This window comes from Hydrogenophaga sp. (assembly GCF_030158645.1).
Classification (GTDB): Bacteria; Pseudomonadota; Gammaproteobacteria; order Burkholderiales; family Burkholderiaceae_C; genus Hydrogenophaga.
This window is the reverse complement of the sequence record NZ_JAOASO010000038.1, coordinates 1-22,431: the sequence shown is the minus strand read 5'-3', so window position 1 is coordinate 22,431 and position 22,431 is coordinate 1. Positions and strand designations below refer to the sequence as shown.

The following is a 22,431-nucleotide window of genomic DNA, read 5'->3' as shown; positions in this document are numbered from 1 at the left end:
ACCGGCGGATGCAATTTGGAAGCAGCCTAACTTACTTGGCGATCTGCGACCACACCTTGGAGCGGATATCGGCGGTCAGGGAGTCGGGCAGCGGCACGTAGTCCAGCTCGGCGGCCATGCCCTTGCCGCTCTTGAAAGCCCAGTCAAAGAACTTCAGCACTTCGGCGGACTGCGCCTTGTCGGCCGGGTTCTTGTACATCAGGATGAACGACGCGGTGCTGATGGGCCAGCTCTCGGCACCCTTGGCGTTCACCATCGACACGCCCATGCCGGGCACGCTGAACCAGTCGGCGCCGGCGGCGGCCGAGGCGAAGGTCTTGTCGTCCGGGCTCACGTACTTGCCGTCGGCGTTCTGCAGCTGCAGGAAGTTCATGTTGTTCTTCTTGACGTAGGCGTACTCGACGTAGCCCACGCCACCCTTGACGCGGTTCACGTTGGCGGCCACGCCTTCGTTGCCCTTGCCACCCACGGACGAAGGTGCTGGCCATTTGACGGCAGCGCCTTTGCCCACGGTGTCGGCCCAGGGCTTGCTCACAGCGCTCAGGTAGTCGGTGAAGTTGAAGGTGGTGCCCGAGCCGTCGGCGCGGTGGATCACGGTCACGTTCTGGTCCGGCAGGGTTTTGCCAGGGTTCAGGGCGGCCAGCTTGGGGTCGTTCCACTTGGTGATGGTGCCCAGGAACAGCTCGGCCAGCACGGGGCCGGTCACGCGCAGTTCACCCGGCTTGAAGCCGTCGAGGTTGATCACGGGCACGGTGCCGCCGATGATGGCCGGGAACTGGACCATGCCGTCCTTGTCGAGGTCGGCACCTGACACGGGCGCATCGGACGCGCCGAAAGCCACGGTCTTGGCGCGGATCTGGCGCAGGCCACCGGAGGAGCCGATCGACTGGTAGTTCAGACCGGTGCCGGTTTCTTTCTTGTAGGCTTCAGCCCACTTGGCGTAGATCGGGAACGGAAACGTGGCGCCAGCGCCGGTGATGTCGGCAGCGATGGCGGAGCCCATGCCGGCGGTGGCTATGGCAGCAGCAGCGACGGCCTGGAGGAAGATGCGTTTGTTGATCATTGCGAGACTCCTTGCGGTTGGGAAGAGGAACAGGAGCGACTCTAGGCAGGCAATGTGACAACGCCGTGACATCTCACCAATGTCACAGAGTCCGCCGTGAAGACACCGGGCGGCTCCGGACCGCAAAGTGGGGTACTGCCCCGGGCATGCGTCACAATCCGGGCTCGCCCTGCCTTGTCTTGCCTTTTCCCTGAGCTGTTCTGGCTCGCAGCTCTCCCCTCGCATGCAAAACGGTACCTTACTTGCCGCCATCGACCTCGGCTCCAACAGTTTTCGGCTGGAAATCGGCCGCTACCACTCGGGGCACATCGAACGGATCGAATACCTCAAGGAGACCGTGCGCCAGGGCAACGGGCTGGACGAGGAAAAAAACCTGAGCCAGGCCGCCATGGAACGCGGCTGGGAGTGCCTGGCCCGTTTTGCCGAGCGGCTGCACGGTTTCAAGCGCCAGCAGGTGCGCGCCGTGGCCACCCAGACGCTGCGCGAAGCCAGAAACCGCGACGACTTCGTGCGCCAGGCCCAGACCATCCTGGGGTTCCCGATCGACGTGGTGTCCGGCTACGAAGAAGCAAGGCTGATCTACCAGGGCGTCTCACGCCTGTTGCCTCACTCCGACGAGAAACGGCTGGTGGTCGACATCGGCGGACGCTCCACGGAAATGATCCTCGGCCAAGGGTATTCGGCCCGCACCATGGAGTCCTACCGGCTGGGCAGCGTGGCCTGGTCCACCCGGTACTTTCCCAGAGGACAGTGTTCGCTGGCAGCCTTCAAGACGGCCGAGGTGGCCGCCAAGGCCGTGATCGACGAGGCGCTGGACAAATTCCCGCCGGCCGACTGGACCATCGCGTACGGCTCGTCCGGCACGGTGAGTGCGGTTGCCGACATGCTGGCCGCCAACGGCTGGGCCTCGGGCGTGGTCACCCGCTCCGGGCTGGACTGGCTCACCGACCGCATGATCAAGGCGGGCAACGTCGACCAGCTTCGCATCGAAGGCCTCAAAGACGACCGGCGTCCGGTGATCGGCGGCGGTGTGAGCGTGTTGCGCGCCATCTTTGATTTGTTCGGCATCGAGCAGATGCTGCCGGCTCAGGGCGCCCTGCGCCACGGCGCGCTGTACGACCTGATCGACCGCGACACCGACGGCGGCGACGTGCGTGAGCGCACCGTGAGCTGGCTGACCCACCGCTTCTCGGCCGACGAGGCGCAGGGCAAGCGTGTGAGTGCGGTGAGCACCGCCCTCTTCGCGCAGATCGCCGCGCTGGACGCGCAAAACGAACGTTATTCGCAAAAGCTGGCCTGGGCTGCGCGGCTGCACGAAATCGGCACCCACATTTCGCACGAGCGTTCGCACCACCACGGCGCGTACATCCTGGACAACGTGGACGCCCGCGGCTTCTCGTTGCCCGAACTGCACCGCATGAGTCAGCTGGTGCTGGGCCAGCGTGGCAAGCTGCGCAAGCTCGAAGAAGCGCTGCAGGACGAGTTGTTCGCCAAACAGCTCATGGCCCTGCGGCTGGCGGTGCTGCTGTGCCATGCGCGCCAGATGCCCGAGCACGAATCGGTCAAGCTGAGCTACAAGGCACGCGCCTTCAAGCTGGCCACCAACCCGGGCTGGGCGAAACGCTACCCGCAATCGGCGTGGTTGCTGGGTGAAGAGGTGGTGGCCTGGCAAAAATCGGCCTGGAAATTCACCGCCGACATTCGCTGACCGGCTGCGCTCGCGACGCTCTGCGTCACGCATCTGTCATGTCACTGTCACAACCATATAAACGGTTTATACGGTTTATACTGCCAGCCTTTTCATCGACCAACGGAGTCCACCCATGGCCAGTCAGAACAACAAGAAGCCCAAGCTCGTGCGCGACAGCTTCACCATCCCCAAAGCGGAATTTGCCGCCATCGAAACGCTCAAGACCCGCGCCATTGCGCTGGGCACCAGCGTGAAGAAAAGCGAGCTGCTGCGCGCTGGCCTCATGGCCTTGCAAGGCCTGAACGACGCCGCCTTCAAGGCCGCGTTGTCCGCCGTTCCCACGCTCAAGACCGGCCGCCCAACTGGCACCGAGAAGAAACCCGAAGCGCCGAAAAAGCCCGTGGCCAAACCGGTCGCCAAGCCTGCGGTGAAGGCCGCCGCGAAAGTGGCCACCAAGCCGGTGGCCAAGCCCGCCGTCAACGCAGCGGTCGCGAAAAAAGTGGCTGCCAAGCCCGCAGCCAAGAAGGCCGCTGCGCCCGCCAAAAAGGTTGCCACCGCCTGACACCGACCCGGGGCAAGTCCCCGGGCTTCGTTCAGATCAACTCGGGGGTTTGCACCGTCACCACGACGGTCTGGCTGCCGCTGGCGCGCTCGCGGTGCCGCAGCCACCACACAGCCCCCTTCTTCACCGAACAATCGTCCTCGGCCAGATTGAGCAGGCGGGCCACCACCCGCCCCAGCGTGGGCTGGTGCCCCACCACCACCACCGGCGACTTCCCGTGGGGCCACTGCACCAGTTCCAGCAACGCCAGCGGATCGCCTTCGGGCAACAGCGCTTCGCGCAGCTTGAACTTGCGTCCCAGGGCGAGCGCCGTCTGCTCGCAGCGCGAAGCCGGGCTGCTCCAGATGCGCGCACCGTCCGGCAGTTGCCGGTCCAGCCAGGCCGCCATGCGCGCGGCCTGCTTTTCGCCGCGCGGCGTGAGCCGGCGCAAAAGGTCCCGGGCGTCGCCCGGCTTGCCTGCAAGCCCATCGGGGTGCTCGTGGGCTTCGGCGTGCCGCCAGAGAATCAGGTCCATGCTGCGGCTTTCCGGGGCAATCACGGTCATCCCTTGCTGCCGTAGCGCGCCATCAGGCTGGCCTGGGCAGAGTGCATCACCGCACGCGTGCGACCGCTGCCCGTGATGCTGGCGGGCACGTAGCGGCCATCGGGCTGCAGCAGCCAGGCGTCCTTGGTGTCGTGCAGGTAGGCCGACAGGCACTCGTCCATGATGCGGTGGCGCAGCGCATGGTCGGTCACGGGCCAGGCCAGTTCGATCCGGCGCAGCATGTTGCGGTTCATCCAGTCGGCACTCGACAGCCAGAGCTCTTCCGCGTCACCGGTGCGGAAATAGAACACCCGGGAGTGCTCCAGCAAGCGACCGATCACCGAGCGCACGCGCACGTTGTCGGTGAAGCCGGGCACCTGGGCCGGCAGGATGCAGGCCCCGCGGATGATGAGGTCGATCTTCACGCCCTGCTGCGAGGCCACCGCGAGTGCCCGCGCCAGCTGCTCGTCGGTCAAGGCGTTCATCTTGACGATCACGCGCACATCCTGGCCGGCTTTGGCGGCCGCTCCTGCCGCCTCCAGCTTGTCCAGCATGGCCTTGTGCAAATGGAACGGTGCGATCAGCGCCTTGTTGAGCTTGGGCAGGCGGTTCTGGCTGGCCAGGTGCAGAAAAATCTGTTCCAGATCGGCGGTGAGCGCGTCGTCGGCCGTGAGGTAGCTCAGGTCGGTGTAGAGCCTGGCTGTGCCAGGGTTGTAGTTGCCGGTGGACAGGTGGGCGTAACGCTTGAGCCCGCTGGCTTCGCGGCGGGTCACCAGCAGCATCTTGGCGTGGGTCTTGAGCCCGACCACACCGTAGACCACCTGCGCGCCCACGGACTCCAGCCGCTCGGCGTAGTTGATGTTGGCTTCCTCGTCGAAGCGCGCCTTGAGCTCCACCACGGCCGTGACTTCCTTGCCCCGGCGCACGGCTTCGCGCAGCAGGTTCATGAGCTCCGACTTGGCGCCGGTGCGGTAGATGGTCTGCTTGATGGCCAGCACGTCCGGGTCTTCGACCGCCTCGCGCAGGAACGCCAGCACCGCGTCAAAACTCTCGTAGGGCTGGTGGATCAACACGTCGCCCTGCTGCAGCCGCTCGAAGTAGGACTGACCGGGGGTGAGCTGTGCGGGCCAGCCGCCGTTGTAAGCCTCGAAGCGCAACGCGGGCGCGTCCACCTTGTCGATCAGCTGGTTCAGGCGCACCAGGTTCACCGGACCGGGCACGCGGTACAAGGCCTTGGCGGGCAAGGCGAACTGCTCCAGCAAAAAGTTGGACAGAAACTCCGAACAACCGGCCGAGACCTCCAGCCGCAAGGCCTGGCCGTAGTGACGCTGTTGCAAGCCCTTGCGCAACGCGGTGCGCAGGTTCTTCACCTCTTCCTCGTCCACCGCCAGGTCGGAGTGGCGCGTGACGCGGAACTGCGAGAACTCGGTGACCTGTCGGCCCGGGAACAGGTCGCCCAGGTGGGAGCGGATCAGGCTGGAGATCGACACGAAGTGCGTCTGCTTGGAGCCCTTGATCGGGGGCATGCGGAAGAAGCGCGGCAGGATGCGCGGCACTTTCACGATCGCGATCTCGTTCTCGCGCCCGAACGCGTCCTTGCCCGCCAGGCGCACGATGAAATTGAGCGACTTGTTGGCCACTTGCGGAAACGGGTGCGCCGGGTCCAAGCCCACCGGCATCAGCAAGGGCTGCACTTCGTTGACGAAGAACTCCTTGACCCAGCGCCGCTGCCGCGGATTGCGTTCGCCGTGCGAGATCAGCTTGATGCCCTTTTTCTCCAGCAGGGGCAGCAGTTCGTCGTTGTAGATGGCGTACTGCTGTGCCACCAGCTCGTGGATTTTTTCCGACAGCTTCTCGAAACTCTGCGCGGTGTACAGGCCACGCTGCTCGTTGGCCTGCGCGGCGGTGAGGTGGGGTGCGACGCGAACCTCGAAGAACTCGTCGAGGTTGCTGGAGACGATGCTGAGGTAGCGCAGGCGTTCGAGCGGCGGAACGTCGGGGCGGCGCGCCCAGTCCATGACGCGCTCGTTGAAGGCCAGGATGCTGTGATCGCGATCGAGGAAAGGATGCTTGCTGTTGGAGTGGTTGCCGCTCATGTCAGGTCTTGTTGTTGTCGCGGGGTGCGACCGCCCTGGGGTCCTGGCGCACGGCGTCACACAGAGTGTGCCTCGCAGCGAGCGCCTGTCCCGTGACGATTATTCAACGGCCGAATGACGTTTGTGTGACAGTTTTGTGATGGCACCCGCCGGGTTCACCCGCACGCCGAAGCCTGGCTTCGGCCGCAGTCGGAGATGCCGGGGCAACACCACCAGGTTCGACAGGAACACCGCACTGGACCGCCCCCAGCCCGACAGCAGGGCGCGGTCGCGCGCTTCGTGGCGCTGGATCTTGAGCGCATCGTGCCAGGCCACGCGCAGATCGTCGTGCAACGCACCGCCCCGGCCCTGGCCCACGAGTTGCAGTGGCCCGTCCACCGGATACGCGGCCACCGGGACGCCGCTGGCCATCGCCTCCAGCATCGCCTGTCCCTGGGTTTCACCCCGGCAGGGAAACACGAACACGTCCGCTGCGGCGTAAACCTGTGCGAGTTCCTGGCGCGGCAACTCGCCCAGCCAGTGCACGTTGGGGTAGCGCGCACGCAGCCCCGAGGCCATGGGGCCTTCGCCGCAGACCACCTTGCTGCCCGGCACATCCAGAGCCAGGAAGGCCTCGACGTTTTTCTCAACCGAGAGCCGCCCCACATACAAGCTCACCGGGTGGGCGAGCGGGCCGATGGCAGCCAGCGGGCGCTGGCGGTCGTTCAGGGCAAACAGGTGCGTGTCCACCCCGGGCGCCCACAGGCGCAAACGCTGAAAACCACGCTCTTTGAGCCGGTTGAGCAGGCCCTCGTTGGGCACCATCACGCCACTGGACGGCTGGTGAAACCGCCGCAGCAACGAAGATCCCCAGGACAAGGGCAGTCCCACAGCGCCCTTCAGCGTCTCGGGGAAGCTGCCGTGGATGGCCGTGGTGAACGGCAAGCCGCGCCTCAGGCAGTGGCGCCTGGCGGCCCACCCAAGCGGCCCCTCGGTGGCGATGTGAATCGCATCGGCCTGGGCCGCGTCCATCAGCGAGCGCAAACGGGCGCCCGGGAACAGTGCAAACGCGAGACCGGGCTGACCCGAGTGCCACGGCCAGTGCCGCGTGTGGAACTGCCCGGGCTGGATCACCACCACCTCATGCCCGTTCACCTGCAACTGGCGCACCAGATCCACCAGGGTGGATACCAGCCCATGGACCTGGGGTTGCCAGGCGTCGGTGACGAGCAGGATCTTCATGCGCGCATCAGGCCCCCAGGAAGTGCTTTCGGTAGCGAGCGGGCAGATCGGAGAGCCGCATCAGCATGGGCAGGTCAGCGGCGTTGAAATCCGGATCCCAGGCCGGTGGGCCCATCACCTTGGCGCCCAGGCGCAGGTAGCCCTTGATGAGCGCCGGCGGCTGCACCTCCAGCGCGCTGTTCAGCCGGTCCACCGGCAACGGCAGGCGCGGGCGCACATGAAAGTCGATCGGCGCGAGGTGCTGGTCTTTCACCTGCCGCCAGATGCTGGCCGCTGCGTGCCCGCCGCCCACCATGCCGTGCGCACCCTCGTGCTGCATGGGAATGCTGGCGCAGCCGATCATGGTGTCGAGCTGGTTGCGCACCATGAAGCTGGCCAGCGCGCCCCACAGCGCCATGATCACGCCGCCGTGGCGGTGGTCCCGGTGCACGCAACTGCGGCCCAGCTCCACCATGCGCTCGCGCACGCCGCGCAGGCGGGTGAGGTCGAATTCGGTGTCGCTGTAGGTGCTGCCCACGCGCTTGGCCTGGGCCGGCGTGAGCACGCGGTAGGTGCCGATCACCTGTTGGCTGGACTTGTCGCGCACGAGCAGGTGTTCGCAGAAGTCGTCGAACAGGTCCACGTCGTGGCCGGGAACCGTGTTGGGCAAGCGGGCTCCCATCTCGGTGGCAAACACGTCGAAACGCAGCTTTTGTGCTTCACGCACCTCGCTCAGGTGCCTGGCCCACGACACTTCGATGCCGTGCGGCACGGGCAGCGCGGTCAGGTTGACGAGTGCCGGCTCTGCAGATGCAGCTTGAAAAATGGGTTCTGTGTTCATGAACATGCAGTGTGAAAACAGGTCATGACCTTCCCAAGGCAATCGCATGAATTTTTGGTGACAACCGCCCGGCGACGTTCATCGTCACACTTCAACTATTATTGAAATGATTGAAAGAGCACCTGCCATGAACCTTGCCGACACCCTCAACCTGGGCTGCGCCTGCCAGACGCTGTCACTGCCGCTTTTGCGCGAACAGCTCGAAACCGGCCCGGCCCTGGACGGCCTGGTCGCGCGCTTGACGCTCAGCCACCCGCATCTGTTTTCGGCCAGCGCCGTGTTCATGGACAGCGCCATGGAACGGCGCATCCAGCAGGCGGTGGCCGCGATCGAGCGCGTGATCGCCCTGCCCGCCTGGCAACAGCAGGCGCTGGCGCGGGCACCCGCCATCGCCGCGCACGACCACGGCCCGGCGGGCGTGTTCATGGGCTACGACTTCCACCTCACCGACGCGGGGCCGCGCCTGATCGAGATCAACAGCAACGCGGGCGGCGCACTGCTCAATGCCGCCCTGGCCCGCGCACACAGCGCCTGCTGCAACGCCATGGGCCAGGTGGCCGATCCCCGAGGCGCGCTGCGCGCACTCGACGCGGAGTTCGTGGACATGTTCCGCGCGGAATGGGCATCGCAGCGCGGCCAGGCACCGTGGCGCAACGTGCTGATCGTGGACGACGCGCCCACGCAGCAATACCTCGCGCCCGAATTCGACGTGTTTCGCGAACTGTTCGCCGCGCACGGGTTGACAGCCGTGGTGGCGGACGCGACCGAGCTGCAGTGGCACGACGGCGCGCTGCACCACCCCGCCCTGCCCGCGGGCATGGCCGTGGACCTCGTCTACAACCGCCTGACCGACTTTTATCTGCAGGAGGACGACCACCAAGCCCTGCGTCTGGCCCATGAGGCCGGCGCGGTGGTGCTCACACCCCACCCGCGCACACACGCCCTGCATGCCGACAAGCGCAACCTGGTCGCGCTGTCCGACGGCGACCTGCTCGCGCAGTGGGGCGTCAGCGAGGCAGACCGCGCGCTGCTCGACACCGTCGTGCCCAGCACGCAACGGGTGAGCGCCGACCGGGCGGACGCGTTGTGGGCCGCCCGCCGTGGCCTGTTCTTCAAACCAGCGGCGGGCTTTGGCGCACGCGCCGCTTACCGGGGCGACAAGCTGACCCGACGCGTGTGGGCCGAGATCCTGGCGGGCGACTACGTGGCGCAAGCCCTCGTGCCCCCGAGCGAGCGGCTGGTGCGGGTGCAGGACGGCACCCAGCGCCTCAAGCTGGATCTGCGCGCCTACACCTACCGCGGTGGGGTGCAACTGCTGGCCGCACGCACCTGGACCGGCCAGACCACCAACTTCCGCACCGAAGGCGGCGGCTTCGCGCCGGTCGTCGTCGTGCCCTGAGCGCGGCCGCATGAGGGTCACACGGGCGTCACAAAACCGTTCAACACTTCAACCAATCTTGAAAGGAAGTTCCCACATGAAAGTTGGCATCAACGGCATGGGCCGCATCGGCCGCCTGGCCCTGCGCGCCGCCCTGGGCGCAGCCGAACGCGACACCACCGACCCGCGCGCCGGCAACCGGCTGCAGGCGGTGCATCTGAACGAATTTAAGGGCGGCGCAGCGGCCACCGCGCACCTGCTGGCCTTTGACAGCGTGCAGGGCAAATGGCGCGCCGACATCGCCGCCGACGGTGAAGACGCCATCCGCATTGACCAGCATCGCCTGGGCTTCAGCGCCCACGCCACACCGGGCGAAATTCCATGGGGCGATCTGGGCGTTGACCTGGTTCTGGAATGCACCGGCAAGTTCCTCACGCCCGAGACGATCCAGGGCCATCTGGACCGCGGTGCGAAGCGCGTGATCGTGGCCGCACCCGTGAAAACGGGCGGCGTGCTCAACATCGTGGTGGGTGTGAACGAAACGCGGTACGAGCCCGCGCGCGACCGCATCGTGACCGCCGCCTCGTGCACCACCAACTGCCTGGCGCCGGTGGTGAAGGTGGTGCATGAGGCCATCGGCATCCGCCACGGCCAGATCACCACGCTGCACAACCCGACCAACACCAACCTGGTGGTGGACGCGCCGCACAAGGACCTGCGCCGCGCCCGCAGCGCGATGCTGAGCCTGGCGCCGACGACCACCGGCAGCGCCACCGCCATCGCGCTGATCTACCCCGAGCTCAAGGGCAAGCTCAACGGCCACGCGGTGCGCGTGCCGGCGCTCAATGCCTCGCTCACCGACTGCGTGTTCGAACTGCGGCGCGAGACCACGGTGGACGAGGTGAACGCCCTGTTCGAAGCAGCAGCCCGGGGCCCGTTGGCCGGCATCCTGGGCTATGAGACCCGCCCGCTGGTCAGCGTGGACTACGCCCGCGACACACGATCGAGCATCGTCGACGCGCCCTCCACCATGGTCACCGACGGCACGCTGCTCAAGGTCTACGCCTGGTACGACAACGAAATGGGCTACGCCTGCCGCATGGTCGACCTGGCCTGCCACATGCAAACCGTCGGCATCTGAACGCACCCAGCCAACCTCCGTTCGGGCTGAGCCTGTCGAGGCCCCCGCAAACCCATGAACACCGCCGAACGCCACTACGCCATCGTCACCGCCGCCTACTGGGGCTTCACGCTCACCGACGGCGCGCTGCGCATGCTGGTGCTGCTGCACTTCTACGGCTTGGGCTATTCGCCGTTCACGTTGGCGTTCCTGTTCCTGCTGTACGAGGCCGCCGGCATCGTGGCCAACTTCGTCGGCGGCTGGCTGGCCACGCGCTACGGCATCACGCGCATGCTCACCGTGGGACTGGTCACGCAGATCATCGGCTTCACGGTGCTGTCCTTCCTCGATCCCGCGTGGAGCGCAGCGATGTCGGTGGCCTGGGTGGTGCTGGCGCAGGGCATCTGCGGCGTGGCCAAGGACCTCACCAAAACCGCCAGCAAGTCGGCCATCAAGGTCACGGCCGATCAGGCGAAGAACCAGGGTTCGGGCCAGCTCTTCAAGTGGGTCGCTTTTTTCACCGGCAGCAAGAACGCCATGAAGGGTGTGGGCTTCTTCCTGGGCGGCCTGCTGCTGCAGACGCTGGGTTTCCAGCACGCGCTGTGGGCCATGGCGGCGCTGCTGGCGTTGGTGTTGGTCGGCGTGGTGAGTTCGCTGCCGCAGATGATGGGCAAGAACAAGGCCTCGAAGTCGGCCAAGGAACTGTTTGCGAAGAACACCGGTGTGAACGTGCTGGCCGCGGCGCGCGTGGTGCTGTTCGGCGCGCGCGACGTGTGGTTCGTGGTGGGTGTGCCGGTGTACCTGTATTCGCAGGGCTGGACCTTCACCATGGTGGGCACGTTTCTGGCCGCCTGGACCATTGGCTACGGCGCGGTGCAGGCCATGGCACCGACCTTCGTCAAACGCAGCGCCGACGGCCTGAGCACCGAGGTGCCCGCGGCCCGTTTGTGGTCGGCCTTGCTGGCGCTGGTGCCCATCGGCCTGGCGGTGGCGGTGGCGCTGGACGTGCCGCACCTCCCCTGGGTGGTGGTGGGCGGCCTCGGCGTGTTCGGCTTTGCGTTCGCGGTGAACTCGTCGGTGCACTCCTACCTGGTGCTGGCCTACGCCGGCTCGGAGAAAGCGGCCGAAGACGTCGGCTTTTATTACGCGGCCAACGCGCTGGGGCGCTTCAGCGGCACGCTGCTCTCGGGCCTGCTCTACCAGTGGGGCGGGCTGCTGTATGCGCTGCTGGGCTCGGCGCTCATGTTGATCGTTTGCTGGCTGGCCACGCTCAAGCTGCCCACCCGGGCCGCGTTGCATCACACCACCGCCTGAAGGACATTCCATGGACGAAACCCTCGCCGTCAAATCCCTCGGTGCCCTCGCGCAAGAGACGCGCCTGCGCATCTTTCGCGCCCTTGTGGCACAAGGTCCCCAGGGCCTCACGCCGGGTCAGCTCAGCGAATCGCTGGGTGTGGCCAGCACGGCGCTGTCGTTCCACCTCAAGGAGCTCAGCCACGCGGGTCTGGTGTCGCAGGAGCGCGATGGCCGCCACCTGATCTACCGCGCCGAGTTCGGCGCCATGAACGATTTGCTGCAGTTCCTCACCGCCCACTGCTGCCAGGGACAACCCTGTGAAGTGACCACACCCGTCCCCGTCTGCACCACCTGCTGAAAGGTTTCCCATGACGCCTCCTGTCTACAACGTCCTGTTCATCTGCACCGGCAACTCGGCCCGCAGCATCATGGCCGAGGCCATCCTCAACCAGCAAGGCGCGGGCCGCTTCCGCGCTTTCAGCGCCGGCAGCCACCCGGCCGGTGCGGTGAACCCCCTCGCCATCGAACTGCTGGAGCGCAACCGCTTCAAGACCGCCGACTTGCGCAGCAAGAACTGGAGCGAGTTCGCTGCTGCCGATGCGCCCCACATGGACTTTGTGCTGACCGTGTGCGACAAGGCGGCCGGTGAGGTGTGCCCCGTCTGGCCCGGCCAACCCATGTCGGCCCACTGGGGTGTTGAAGATCCGGCCGCGGTCAGGGGCAGCGACGAAGTCATCCAGCGCGCTTTCAACGACTGCTTCATCGTGATGAACCGGCGCATCGCCCTGTTCACGGTGCTGCCCATCGACAAGCTGGACAAACTCGCACTGAAGCAAGAGCTCGCCGGCATTGGTCAGGTCAAAGCCTGATGGGACTGTTTGAACGCTATCTGTCGGTGTGGGTGGCGCTCGGCATCGTGGCCGGGGCCGGGCTGGGCCTGCTCGTGCCGTCGGCCTTTCAGGCCGTGGCGGCGATGGAGGTCGCGCAGGTCAACCTGGTGGTGGCCGTGTTCATCTGGGTGATGATTTACCCGATGATGATCCAGATCGACTGGCACGCCGTGCGCGATGTGGGCAAGAAACCGCAGGGGCTCATGCTCACGCTGGTGGTCAACTGGCTCATCAAGCCCTTCACCATGGCCGCACTCGGCGTGCTGTTCTTCCAATACATCTTTGCGCCCTGGGTCGATCCGCAGTCGGCCAGCGAATACATCGCCGGCATGATCCTGCTGGGTGTGGCGCCCTGCACCGCGATGGTGTTTGTGTGGAGCCAGCTGGTCAAAGGGGACGCCAACTACACGTTGGTTCAGGTGTCGATCAACGACCTGATCATGGTGGTGGCGTTTGCGCCGATCGCGGCTTTTTTGCTCGGCGTGACCAACGTGACCGTGCCGTGGGAAACGCTGCTGCTGTCCACCGTGTTGTACGTGGTGCTGCCCCTGGTGGCCGGCATGCTCACGCGCCATGGGCTGATGCGGCGTGGGCCGGCTGCCGTGACGGTCTTCGTCACGACGCTCAAACCCTGGTCGGTGATCGGCCTGATCGCCACCGTGGTGCTGCTGTTCGGCTTCCAGGCCGAAACCATCGTGCGCGAGCCGCTGGTGATTCTGTTGATCGCGGTGCCGCTGGTGCTGCAGAGCTACGGCATCTTCTTCATCACCTGGTGCGGCGCGAAGTGGCTCAAGCTGCCGCACAACGTGGCCGGCCCGGCCTGCCTGATCGGCACCTCCAACTTTTTCGAACTGGCCGTGGCGGTGGCCATTTCGCTCTTCGGGTTGAACAGCGGCGCGGCGCTGGCCACCGTGGTGGGTGTGCTGGTGGAGGTGCCGGTGATGCTGTCGCTGGTGGCCCTGATCAACGCCTGGCGACCTGTCAAAGACGCTGAACCTGTGATTGAAGACAAGGGACAACAACATGTCAAAGCCGCTCCATGACCTGCCCCAGGCGGACCCCACCCACTTCAGGGTGCCCGACCCGCAACGCCTGCGGCCCGGCTTGGTCAGCAGCCACGCACCCCGGATCCTGCTGCTTTACGGGTCTCTGCGTCCGCGCTCGTTCAGCCGCCTCGTGGTGGAAGAGTGCGCGCGACTGCTGAGGGCCATGGGCGCTGAGGCGCGTGTGTACAACCCAAGCGGCCTGCCCCTGCCCGACGACGCGCCCGACACACACCCCAAGGTGGTCGAGTTGCGCGAGCTGGCGGCGTGGGCCGAAGGCATGGTGTGGTGCTCGCCCGAGCGGCACGGGGCCATGACCGGCATCATGAAAGCGCAGATCGACTGGATCCCTTTGTCGGTGGGCGCTGTGCGACCCACACAGGGCAAGACGCTGGCGGTCATGCAAGTCTGCGGCGGCTCGCAGTCGTTCAACGCCGTCAACCAGATGCGGGTGTTGGGCCGCTGGATGCGGATGATCACCATCCCCAACCAGTCGTCGGTTGCCAAGGCGTTCCAGGAGTTCGACGACCACGACCGCATGAAGCCCTCGCCTTTCTTCGAGCGCATCGTGGACGTGATGGAGGAGCTGGTGAAGTTCACCTGGCTCACACGCGACGTGTCGCCCTACCTGGTGGACCGTTACAGCGAACGCAGGGAAACGGCCGCCGAGCTGATGAAGCGCGTGAACCAGAGCGCCCTCTGACGCCACAGGCCGGTCCGGCGGGGCGGCGTCTGGCCCTTTGTTGATCCCGCTCAAACAGATCGCAAATGACCTGGTCCGCCCCCTTCCCGGGGCACGTCGGATTCCCATAATGAAACGATGTGACCAGGTGGGTGTGTGATGGAACTGTTTCTGAAGATGATCCACGGCGGAGCCGGCAGCTTGGCGGCCTACTTGGCGGCGCACGTCTTGCTGTGCCTGCTGCCCGCGTTTTTCATTGCCGGTGCCATGGCCTCGTTGATCCCCAAGGCCAGCATCACGCGCTGGCTCGGCCGCCATGTGCCCGCCTTCGTGTCTTACCCGGCGGCGGCGGCGGCGGGCTCGCTGCTGGCGGTGTGTTCCTGCACCATCGTGCCCTTGTTCGCCGGCATCTACCGCAAGGGCGCCGGGATTGGTCCGGCCATGACCTTTCTGTTCTTCGCACCGGCGGGCAACATCATGGCGCTGGCCTACACCGGCAGCATCCTCGGGCCCGAATTCGCTGTGGCCCGCCTCGTGCTGTGCCTGGTGTTCGGCGTCGGCATCGGTCTGTTGATGGCGCTGATGTTCTGGCGCGATGACGCGGCCCACGATGCACAGACCGACCCACTCTTTGCGGACAAGGCCAGCATCTCGCCGGCTGCGCTGGGGGTTCTGGTGTCGCTGGTGGCGCTGTTGATCGCAGGCACCCTGAAACTGTGGCCGCTGACCGCATCACTGGGATCGTTCGTGTTGCCCGGCACGTGGGCGCAAAGCTGGCAAACCACCCTGCTCGGCTGGGTCCCGTTTGACGCGGCCAAGGGCGAAGAGGGTGTGAGCCTGCACGGCTCGCTGCTGATCGTGCTGCTGGTGCTGATCGCCGCCGTCGCGCACAAGGGTCTTGAGAACGTCACCGAGGGTGCCAACCGCTGGACCTGGCTCGTGCTGGGCTTGGCCGCGACCACGCTGCTGGTGGCTTCGATGAGCCTGGTGCCGGGCAGCAACGGGCTGGACATCGTGGTCACGGGCCGCGCGGTGGCCGTGGCGCTGGCCATGGGGTCGGTCTGGTACCACGCAAAGCGGCTTGCCGCCGATGACTGGCCTTCGTGGCTGTGGGAAACCTGGCGCTTCGTGAAGCAGATCTTTCTGGTGCTGGTGATCGGCGTGTTCATCGTGGGCATGGTGCGCCAGCTGATCCGGCCGGAATGGATCGAGTCCCTCGCGGGCAGCAACACGGTGCAGGCCAACGCAGTGGCGGTGGGCTTTGGCGTCTTCATGTACTTTCCCACGCTGGTGGAAGTGCCGGTGGCACGCATGTTCCTCGACCTCGGCATGCACCCCGGTCCCTTGCTGGCCTACCTCATGGCCGATCCGGAACTCAGCCTGCAAAGCATGTTGATGGTGGCTGCCGTGATCGGCTGGACCAAGACGGCGACCTACGTTGCCTGGGTGGCGGTCTTCAGCGTGTGCGCCGGCCTGATTTTTGGCGCCTGGTCAGACGGCGCGGGCTGGCCCGCATTGACCGCGGTGATGGCGCTGGTGCTGCTCGCCTTGTCCGTGGCCCTGCGCCAGTTGCGCAAACGCCAGCGCGCGACCGTGCCCGCCTGATCCCGCCCATTCCCCACAGGAGAACACCCATGTTGACCGTGAAAATCCTCGGCTCCGGCTGCGCCAACTGCAAAAAGCTGGAGGCGGTGGCGCGCGAGGCCGCCAGCGCAGCCCGGATCGAAGCGGAGTTCGTGAAGGTGACCGACATGAAGCAGATCATTGCCTTCGACCTGATCTCCACACCGGGCCTGGTCATCAACGAGAAGCTGGTGAGCAGTGGCCGCATCCCCACCGCCGCCGAGGTGCAAGCCTGGTTGCTGTCGCCCGCCTCGCCTTGACCAGCACCGACCCGGGGGCCTGAGAGAATACGGGCCTGTGAATCCTCTCGAGACCCACGCCCCTCACCCACTGCATTGCCATCCGGCGACGCCGGCGGGTCTGCCGCTGGATGTGTCGGTCGCGGTGGACTTCACGCGCGCCGGTTTGCGACTGCGGTACGCGTTGACCGGCAACACCGCGGGCCTGCGCATTCCACCCGCCACCGCACCCGGTCCGGCCGACGACCTGTGGCAACACACCTGCCTGGAGGCCTTTGTGGCCGCAGAGGGTGAAGCGGCCTACCGCGAGTTCAACTTCTCGCCCTCGGGCCAATGGGCCGCCTACCGCTTTGCGGGCGAGCGCCAGCGCGACACCAAACGGGCACCCGACCTGCCGGCGCCGGTGATGCAATGTGCCATCTCACCGACGCGGCTCACCCTGGACGTGCACATGCCACCGGCCACCCTCCCCTCGCACCCGTTCGAGTTGGCGCTGTGCATGGTGCTTGAAGAGCGCGACGGGCGCCTGAGCTACTGGGGTTTGCAGCACCCGTGCGAGCGGCCCGATTTCCACCACCCTGCCGGGCGCGTCCTGCGCCTGGCCTTGCCCCAGAACTGAACGCCATGCAATTCGGCCTCGATCGTTTCCTGCAAGACCCTGCCCTTCGCGCCCCGATCAAAGGCCAGCGCGTGGCCTTGCTGGCCCACCCCGCCTCGGTCACGCGCGACCTCACGCACGCGCTCGACGCGCTGGCCGCGCTGCCCGACGTGACGCTGTCGGCCGCCTTCGGCCCGCAGCACGGCCTGCGCGGCGACAAGCAGGACAACATGGTCGAGTCCCCCGACTACCTCGACCCGACACTGGGCATCCCGGTGTTCAGCCTGTACGGCGAGGTGCGCCGACCGACCGACGCGATGATGGCCAGCTTCGACGTGCTGCTGGTCGACCTGCAAGACCTCGGCTGCCGGATCTACACCTTCATCACCACGCTGCGCTATGTGCTGGAAGCCGCCGCACGGCACGGCAAGGCGGTGTGGGTGCTGGACCGGCCCAACCCGGCGGGCCGACCCATCGAAGGTCTCACGCTGCGCGAAGGCTGGGAGAGTTTCGTCGGCGCCGGCCCCATGCCCATGCGCCACGGCATGACCATGGGCGAACTCGGCCACTGGTTCATCGCCACCCTGGGCCTGAGCGTGGACTACCGCGTGGTCACGATGAGCGGCTGGCAACCCGAAGCTGCGCCCGGCTTCGGCTGGCCCACCGAGCGCAGCTGGGTCAACCCCAGTCCGAACGCGGCCAACCTGAGCATGGCACGCGCGTACGCCGGCACGGTGATGCTGGAGGGCACCACCTTGTCCGAAGGGCGCGGCACCACGCGCGCGCTCGAGCTGTTCGGCGCGCCCGACATCGACGTGCCCCGCCTGCTGGCGGACATGCGCCGCATCGCGCCGCAGTGGCTGCGGGGATGCGTGCTGCGCCCGTGTTTCTTCGAGCCCACCTTCCACAAGCACCAGGGGCAGTTGTGCGCCGGTGTGCAAATCCACGTGGAAGACCCGAGCCACTACGACCACGCCACCTTCAAGCCCTGGCGGCTGCAGGTCCTGGCGTTTCGCGCGCTGCGTCTGCAGGCGCCCGACTACCCGCTGTGGCGCGACTTCGCCTACGAGTACGAACACGACCGGCTGGCCATCGACCTCATCAACGGCGGGCCGCTGCTGCGAGAGTGGGTGGACGATGTGAGCGCCGCCCCCGAGGTGCTCGAAGCGGCGGCGGCGGCCGACGAAGAGGCCTGGGCGGCGGCGCGCGCGCCCTTCCTGCTCTACTGAAGCGGTTTCAGCGCAGCCATTTCTGCATGAAATTGGCTGTGCCCATCACCTGGCCGAGCTCGTAACCGGCGAAGCCGATGCGCTCATAGAGGCGCACCGCCGGATGGTTGCCCGAGAGCACCTCGAGCGTCATCTTCACCGCACCGCGCTCGACGGCCATCGCTTCGGCGAGTGCCAGCATCTGCTCGGCGATGCCGCGCCCGCGGTGGCTGGCGAGCACGGCCACGTCATGCACATTCACCAGCGGCTTGCAGGCGAAGGTGGAGAAGCCTTCGATGCAATTCACCAGGCCCACCGGCTGCTCACCATCGAAGGCCAGCACGCTGTAGGCCTGGGGCCGCGCAGCCAGTTCGCGAACAAGGTGCTGTTTCGCAAACGCGGACAGGCCTTCGCCACCGCCCGCCGGGTCGCTGGCGTAGGCGTCGAGCAGGTCCACCAGGGCCGCGGCGTGCACGGGGTTGGCGCAGTCCGCGCGAACCACGGTCACCGCGCTCATGCCGGCACCTGCGCCCGCACGGCGGCCACGAGCCGTTCGGCGCAGGCCTGCGCTTTCTGTGCCTCACGCGCTTCCACCATCACGCGCAGCAGCGGTTCGGTGCCGCTGGCGCGGATGAGCACACGACCACTGTCGCCCAATTCGGCTTCCACGGCGTGCGTCTGCTGCGCCAGGAAGGTGTTGGTTTTCCAGTCCTGGCCGGGCTGCAGGCGCACATTGATCAGCGTCTGCGGGAACAGCGTCACATCGGCCAGTTGCTGCGCCATGGTCTTGCCGCTGTCCACGCAGGCGTGCAACACCTGCAGGGCCGACACCAGGCCGTCGCCGGTGGTGTGGCGGTCCAGCACGAGCAGGTGCCCCGAGCCTTCTCCACCGAGGATCCAGCCGTGTTTTTCCAGTTCTTCGAGCACGTAACGGTCGCCCACCTTGGCGCGCACGAACTTCACGCCACGCGCCTTGAGCGCCACCTCCACCGCCATGTTGGTCATGAGGGTGCCCACCACACCCGGCACGTCGTGGTCGCGTGCGAGCCGATCGGCCACGATGAGGTAGAGCAGTTCGTCGCCGTTGTACAGACGACCGTCGGCGTCCACCATCTGCAGGCGGTCCGCATCACCGTCAAGCGCAATGCCGTAGTGCGCGCCGTGCGCCTTGACCGCGTCCACCATGGCCTGCGGGTGCGTGGCGCCGACGCCGTGGTTGATGTTCAAGCCGTCGGGAGAGCAGCCTATTCTGATGACCTCGGCGCCCAACTCGTGGAAGACCGCAGGGGCGATCTGGTACGCCGCGCCGTTGGCGCCGTCCACCACGATCTTGAGTCCCTTGAGCGAGAGGTTGTGCGAGCAGGTGCTTTTGCAGAATTCGATGTAACGGCCGGCCGCGTCTTCCATGCGGCGGGACTTGCCCAACTCGGACGACGCAGCCCAAACCGGTGGCTCGTCCAGCGCGGCTTCCACCGCGTGCTCCCAGTCATCCGGCAGTTTGGTGCCCATGGCGCTGAAGAATTTGATGCCGTTGTCGGCAAACGGGTTGTGGCTGGCAGAGATCACCACGCCCAGGTTGGCGCGCTGGGCCCGCGTGAGGTAAGCCACGGCAGGGGTGGGAACGGGGCCAAGCAGCACCACGTCAACGCCGGCCGAGTTGAAACCGGACTCCAGCGCGGCCTCGAGCATGTAGCCCGAGATGCGCGTGTCCTTGCCGATCAGCACCGTGGGGTGCGACTCGGTGCGGCGCAGCACGCGACCGACGGCGTGCGCCAGGCGCAAAACGAAGTCGGGGGTGATGGGCGGCTGGCCGACCGTGCCGCGGATGCCGTCGGTGCCGAAGTATTTGCGGGGCATGTGCGTGTCCTGTCTCTTGTTGTGTCAAAGCTGCGTCATTATCGACGCGCTGCCACCGCGTTCACACGGGCTGGATGGCCTGCCAGACTTTGAGCGCATCCACCGTTTCGCGCACATCGTGCACGCGCACCACCCTCGCACCGCGCTCCACCGACAGCAGTGCCGCGGCCACGCTGGCGGCCACGCGGTCAGAAGGCAGCTCACGATCCGTGACGGCGCCCAGCGACGATTTGCGCGACCAGCCGGCCAGCATGGGCCAGCCCAGCGCCAGCAGCTCGCTCTGGCGCGCCAGCAAACTGAAGTTCTGCGCCACGGTTTTGCCGAAGCCCACGCCCGCGTCCAGCACGATGCGCTTGTGCGCCACGCCGCGCGCCGTGAGAGCATGCGCCCGATCGCGCAGGAAGGCCGCCACCACCGGCACCACGTCACCGGCCATCGGCGCCACCTGCATGGTCTGCGGGTCGCGGTGCATGTGCATCAAGCACACACCACAGCGCGGATGCTCCGCCACCACGTCCAGCGCCTCGCCACGGCGCAAGGCCCAGATGTCGTTGACGATGTCGGCCCCCGCGTCGAGCGCCGCCTGCATCACCTCGGGTTTGTAGGTGTCCACCGAGACCGGCACACCCAGCTTGACCGCTTCGCGAATCACCGGCAGCACGCGCCCGAGCTCTTCATCCAGCGGCACCGCCGGGCTGCCGGGCCGCGTCGATTCGCCGCCAATGTCCAGCAGGTGCGCCCCGTCCCGGATGAGTTGTTCGCAGTGCCTGAGTGCGGCCGCCGTGCCGGCGTGCTGGCCACCATCGGAAAAGGAGTCGGGCGTCACGTTGACGATGCCCATCACCTGTGGCGTGGACAGGTCGATGTCGAAACGGGTGGTTTGCCAATGCATGGTGGAAACTGTGAAACAGAAACGACAACGGGGCCGAAGCCCCGTGTGTCTGGTTGAACAACCCCGACCGCTCAGGCCGCCGTGGGTGCCGGGTCGGTCGCCACCGCGGGCGAACCACCACTGCCACCGCCGCCACCCACCGAGGGGTTGCGCGGCGTCCAGTCCTTGGGAGGACGAGGCGGTTTGCCGGCCATGATGTCGTCGATCTGCTCAGCGTCGATGGTTTCCCATTCAAGCAGGGCCTTGGCCATGGCGTGCATCTTGTCGCTGTTTTCCTCGATCAGGTCGCGGGCCAGCTTGTACTGAGCGTCGATGATGCGGCGGACTTCGCCGTCGACCTTCTGCATGGTCTGCTCGCTCATGTTGGTGGTCTTGGTCACCGAGCGGCCCAGGAACACCTCGCCTTCGTTTTCGGCGTACACCATCGGGCCCAGGGCATCGGTCATGCCGTAACGCATCACCATGTCACGGGCGATGGTCGTGGCGCGCTCGAAATCGTTGCTGGCGCCGGTGGTCATCTGGTTCATGAACACCTCTTCGGCGATGCGGCCGCCGAACAGCACCGAGATCGTGCTCAGCATGCGTTCCTTGTCCATGCTGTAGCGGTCGGTCTCCGGCAACTGCATCGTCACGCCCAGCGCGCGGCCGCGCGGGATCACGGTGACCTTGTGCACCGGGTCGGTCTTGGGCATCAGGCGCGCCACCAGCGCATGGCCGGCCTCGTGGTAGGCGGTGTTGCGGCGCTCCTCCTCGGGCATGATCATCGACTTGCGCTCGGGGCCCATCATGATCTTGTCCTTGGCCTTCTCGAAGTCGGCCATCTCGACCACGCGCGCGCTGCGCCGCGCGGCGAACAGGGCCGCCTCGTTGACCAGGTTGGCCAGGTCGGCGCCCGAGAAGCCCGGCGTGCCGCGCGCCAGGATGTCGGCGCGGATGTCCTGGCCGATCGGCACCTTGCGCATGTGCACGTTGAGGATCTGCTCGCGGCCGCGCACGTCGGGCAGCGTCACGTAGACCTGGCGGTCGAAGCGGCCCGGGCGCAGCAGCGCCGGGTCGAGGATGTCGGGCCGGTTGGTGGCCGCCATCACGATGACGCCGAGGTTGGTCTCGAAGCCGTCCATCTCGACCAGCATCTGGTTCAGCGTCTGCTCGCGCTCGTCGTTGCCGCCGCCGAGGCCGGCGCCGCGGTGGCGTCCGACAGCGTCGATCTCGTCCACGAAGATGATGCAAGGCGCGCTCTTCTTGGCCTGCTCGAACATGTCGCGCACCCGAGCCGCACCCACGCCGACGAACATTTCTACGAAATCAGACCCCGAAATGCTGAAAAACGGCACCTTCGCCTCACCAGCGATGGCCTTGGCCAGCAGCGTCTTGCCGGTTCCGGGAGGTCCGACCAGCAGCACGCCGCGCGGGATGCGCCCGCCCAGTTTCTGGAATCGTTGCGGGTCTTTCAGGAAGTCGACCAGTTCCTTCACCTCTTCCTTCGCTTCGTCGCAACCTGCGACGTCGGCGAAGGTGGTGGTGTTGTTGGCTTCATCCAGCATGCGCGCCTTGGACTTGCCGAAACTGAACGCGCCGCCCTTGCCGCCGCCTTGCATCTGCCGCATGAAATAGATCCACACGCCGATCA

The 22,431-nt window shown here is 66.5% G+C and carries 22 protein-coding genes; 13 read left to right on the top strand and 9 right to left on the bottom strand.

Annotated features, from left to right (window positions below):
• Positions 1-31 precede the first annotated feature (31 nt).
• A complete protein-coding gene (gene pstS / locus Q1W68_RS04030) occupies positions 32-1,063 on the bottom strand; it encodes a phosphate ABC transporter substrate-binding protein PstS (protein ID WP_300715657.1) in 1,032 nt (343 codons plus the stop codon).
• A gap of 223 nt (positions 1,064-1,286) precedes the next feature.
• Here pstS and ppx point away from each other — a divergent pair, with 223 nt between their 5' ends.
• Both ppx and Q1W68_RS18390 read left to right on the top strand, forming a co-directional pair.
• Positions 1,287-2,771, top strand: a complete 1,485-nt coding sequence (ppx, locus tag Q1W68_RS04025) for an exopolyphosphatase (protein WP_300650665.1) — start codon at positions 1,287-1,289, stop codon at positions 2,769-2,771.
• 115 nt (positions 2,772-2,886) lie between these two features.
• Entirely contained in the window at positions 2,887-3,315 is a 429-nt protein-coding gene (locus tag Q1W68_RS18390) for a hypothetical protein (protein ID WP_366146693.1), read from the top strand.
• Between the two features lie 31 nt (positions 3,316-3,346).
• Here Q1W68_RS18390 and Q1W68_RS04015 read toward each other — a convergent pair whose 3' ends face one another.
• The 4 genes from Q1W68_RS04015 to Q1W68_RS04000 all read right to left on the bottom strand — a co-directional run bounded on the left by Q1W68_RS04015 (position 3,347) and on the right by Q1W68_RS04000 (position 7,975).
• Positions 3,347-3,829 (bottom strand): histidine phosphatase family protein, encoded by a 483-nt coding sequence (locus Q1W68_RS04015; RefSeq protein WP_300650667.1) that lies wholly within the window; start codon positions 3,827-3,829, stop codon positions 3,347-3,349.
• 26 nt (positions 3,830-3,855) lie between these two features.
• The gene (gene ppk1, locus Q1W68_RS04010) at positions 3,856-5,934 is read right to left on the bottom strand and encodes a polyphosphate kinase 1 (RefSeq protein ID WP_300715656.1); all 2,079 of its coding nucleotides are present in this window, start codon (positions 5,932-5,934) and stop codon (positions 3,856-3,858) included.
• Between the two features lie 99 nt (positions 5,935-6,033).
• Positions 6,034-7,155, bottom strand: coding sequence for a glycosyltransferase family 1 protein (locus Q1W68_RS04005; RefSeq protein WP_300651961.1), 1,122 nt, complete (start codon positions 7,153-7,155; stop codon positions 6,034-6,036).
• 7 nt (positions 7,156-7,162) lie between these two features.
• A complete protein-coding gene (locus Q1W68_RS04000) occupies positions 7,163-7,975 on the bottom strand; it encodes a GNAT family N-acyltransferase (protein ID WP_300715654.1) in 813 nt (270 codons plus the stop codon).
• Positions 7,976-8,102: 127 nt separating this feature from the next.
• Between Q1W68_RS04000 and Q1W68_RS03995 the strand changes: the two genes are divergently transcribed.
• The 11 genes from Q1W68_RS03995 (at position 8,103) to Q1W68_RS03945 (ending at position 18,073) form a co-directional block, all read left to right on the top strand.
• Positions 8,103-9,374 carry a hypothetical protein gene (locus Q1W68_RS03995; RefSeq protein WP_300715653.1) on the top strand — a complete coding sequence of 424 codons (1,272 nt, stop codon included), beginning with the start codon at positions 8,103-8,105 and terminating at the stop codon, positions 9,372-9,374.
• Between the two features lie 76 nt (positions 9,375-9,450).
• Positions 9,451-10,494 carry an ArsJ-associated glyceraldehyde-3-phosphate dehydrogenase gene (locus Q1W68_RS03990; RefSeq protein WP_300715652.1) on the top strand — a complete coding sequence of 348 codons (1,044 nt, stop codon included), beginning with the start codon at positions 9,451-9,453 and terminating at the stop codon, positions 10,492-10,494.
• Positions 10,495-10,548: 54 nt separating this feature from the next.
• Positions 10,549-11,787, top strand: coding sequence for an organoarsenical effux MFS transporter ArsJ (gene arsJ, locus Q1W68_RS03985; protein WP_300648916.1), 1,239 nt, complete (start codon positions 10,549-10,551; stop codon positions 11,785-11,787).
• A 10-nt stretch (positions 11,788-11,797) separates the two neighbouring features.
• Positions 11,798-12,127, top strand: coding sequence for a metalloregulator ArsR/SmtB family transcription factor (locus tag Q1W68_RS03980; protein WP_300648914.1), 330 nt, complete (start codon positions 11,798-11,800; stop codon positions 12,125-12,127).
• Positions 12,128-12,137: 10 nt separating this feature from the next.
• On the top strand, positions 12,138-12,638 hold the full coding sequence (locus tag Q1W68_RS03975; RefSeq protein WP_300715651.1) for an arsenate reductase ArsC: 501 nt from the start codon (positions 12,138-12,140) through the stop codon (positions 12,636-12,638).
• The gene (gene arsB / locus Q1W68_RS03970) at positions 12,638-13,702 is read left to right on the top strand and encodes an ACR3 family arsenite efflux transporter (protein ID WP_300715650.1); all 1,065 of its coding nucleotides are present in this window, start codon (positions 12,638-12,640) and stop codon (positions 13,700-13,702) included. The genes Q1W68_RS03975 and arsB overlap by 1 nt, the downstream gene beginning before the upstream one ends.
• The gene (gene arsH / locus Q1W68_RS03965; RefSeq protein WP_300648908.1) at positions 13,683-14,405 is read left to right on the top strand and encodes an arsenical resistance protein ArsH; all 723 of its coding nucleotides are present in this window, start codon (positions 13,683-13,685) and stop codon (positions 14,403-14,405) included. Before arsB ends, arsH begins: the two co-directional genes overlap by 20 nt.
• Before the next feature lie 138 nt (positions 14,406-14,543).
• Positions 14,544-15,989: a permease gene (locus Q1W68_RS03960; RefSeq protein ID WP_300648907.1), complete on the top strand. Its 1,446-nt coding sequence runs from the start codon at positions 14,544-14,546 to the stop codon at positions 15,987-15,989.
• Between the two features lie 29 nt (positions 15,990-16,018).
• Positions 16,019-16,267: a thioredoxin family protein gene (locus Q1W68_RS03955; RefSeq protein WP_300648905.1), complete on the top strand. Its 249-nt coding sequence runs from the start codon at positions 16,019-16,021 to the stop codon at positions 16,265-16,267.
• A 37-nt stretch (positions 16,268-16,304) separates the two neighbouring features.
• Positions 16,305-16,865 carry a DOMON-like domain-containing protein gene (locus Q1W68_RS03950; protein ID WP_300648903.1) on the top strand — a complete coding sequence of 187 codons (561 nt, stop codon included), beginning with the start codon at positions 16,305-16,307 and terminating at the stop codon, positions 16,863-16,865.
• A gap of 5 nt (positions 16,866-16,870) precedes the next feature.
• Positions 16,871-18,073: a DUF1343 domain-containing protein gene (locus Q1W68_RS03945; protein WP_300648901.1), complete on the top strand. Its 1,203-nt coding sequence runs from the start codon at positions 16,871-16,873 to the stop codon at positions 18,071-18,073.
• A gap of 7 nt (positions 18,074-18,080) precedes the next feature.
• Here Q1W68_RS03945 and Q1W68_RS03940 read toward each other — a convergent pair whose 3' ends face one another.
• The 4 genes from Q1W68_RS03940 to ftsH form a co-directional block, all read right to left on the bottom strand.
• Complete coding sequence (locus Q1W68_RS03940) at positions 18,081-18,569, bottom strand: GNAT family N-acetyltransferase (protein WP_300648899.1); 489 nt, start codon at positions 18,567-18,569, stop codon at positions 18,081-18,083.
• Positions 18,566-19,909, bottom strand: a complete 1,344-nt coding sequence (glmM, locus tag Q1W68_RS03935; RefSeq protein WP_300648897.1) for a phosphoglucosamine mutase — start codon at positions 19,907-19,909, stop codon at positions 18,566-18,568. The genes Q1W68_RS03940 and glmM overlap by 4 nt, the downstream gene beginning before the upstream one ends.
• A gap of 61 nt (positions 19,910-19,970) precedes the next feature.
• A complete protein-coding gene (gene folP, locus Q1W68_RS03930; protein ID WP_300648895.1) occupies positions 19,971-20,801 on the bottom strand; it encodes a dihydropteroate synthase in 831 nt (276 codons plus the stop codon).
• Between the two features lie 71 nt (positions 20,802-20,872).
• A partial coding sequence (ftsH, locus tag Q1W68_RS03925; protein ID WP_300715648.1) for an ATP-dependent zinc metalloprotease FtsH occupies positions 20,873-22,431 on the bottom strand: 1,559 nt, incomplete at its 5' end.

Coding starts and splice junctions, on each gene's coding strand:
- pstS (WP_300715657.1), bottom strand. CDS start 1,063: ATGATCAACAAACGCATCTTCCTCCAGGCCGTCGCTGCTGCTGCCATA.
- ppx (WP_300650665.1), top strand. CDS start 1,287: ATGCAAAACGGTACCTTACTTGCCGCCATCGACCTCGGCTCCAACAGT.
- Q1W68_RS18390 (WP_366146693.1), top strand. CDS start 2,887: ATGGCCAGTCAGAACAACAAGAAGCCCAAGCTCGTGCGCGACAGCTTC.
- Q1W68_RS04015 (WP_300650667.1), bottom strand. CDS start 3,829: ATGGACCTGATTCTCTGGCGGCACGCCGAAGCCCACGAGCACCCCGAT.
- ppk1 (WP_300715656.1), bottom strand. CDS start 5,934: ATGAGCGGCAACCACTCCAACAGCAAGCATCCTTTCCTCGATCGCGAT.
- Q1W68_RS04005 (WP_300651961.1), bottom strand. CDS start 7,155: ATGAAGATCCTGCTCGTCACCGACGCCTGGCAACCCCAGGTCCATGGG.
- Q1W68_RS04000 (WP_300715654.1), bottom strand. CDS start 7,975: ATGAACACAGAACCCATTTTTCAAGCTGCATCTGCAGAGCCGGCACTC.
- Q1W68_RS03995 (WP_300715653.1), top strand. CDS start 8,103: ATGAACCTTGCCGACACCCTCAACCTGGGCTGCGCCTGCCAGACGCTG.
- Q1W68_RS03990 (WP_300715652.1), top strand. CDS start 9,451: ATGAAAGTTGGCATCAACGGCATGGGCCGCATCGGCCGCCTGGCCCTG.
- arsJ (WP_300648916.1), top strand. CDS start 10,549: ATGAACACCGCCGAACGCCACTACGCCATCGTCACCGCCGCCTACTGG.
- Q1W68_RS03980 (WP_300648914.1), top strand. CDS start 11,798: ATGGACGAAACCCTCGCCGTCAAATCCCTCGGTGCCCTCGCGCAAGAG.
- Q1W68_RS03975 (WP_300715651.1), top strand. CDS start 12,138: ATGACGCCTCCTGTCTACAACGTCCTGTTCATCTGCACCGGCAACTCG.
- arsB (WP_300715650.1), top strand. CDS start 12,638: ATGGGACTGTTTGAACGCTATCTGTCGGTGTGGGTGGCGCTCGGCATC.
- arsH (WP_300648908.1), top strand. CDS start 13,683: ATGTCAAAGCCGCTCCATGACCTGCCCCAGGCGGACCCCACCCACTTC.
- Q1W68_RS03960 (WP_300648907.1), top strand. CDS start 14,544: ATGGAACTGTTTCTGAAGATGATCCACGGCGGAGCCGGCAGCTTGGCG.
- Q1W68_RS03955 (WP_300648905.1), top strand. CDS start 16,019: ATGTTGACCGTGAAAATCCTCGGCTCCGGCTGCGCCAACTGCAAAAAG.
- Q1W68_RS03945 (WP_300648901.1), top strand. CDS start 16,871: ATGCAATTCGGCCTCGATCGTTTCCTGCAAGACCCTGCCCTTCGCGCC.
- Q1W68_RS03940 (WP_300648899.1), bottom strand. CDS start 18,569: ATGAGCGCGGTGACCGTGGTTCGCGCGGACTGCGCCAACCCCGTGCAC.
- glmM (WP_300648897.1), bottom strand. CDS start 19,909: ATGCCCCGCAAATACTTCGGCACCGACGGCATCCGCGGCACGGTCGGC.
- folP (WP_300648895.1), bottom strand. CDS start 20,801: ATGCATTGGCAAACCACCCGTTTCGACATCGACCTGTCCACGCCACAG.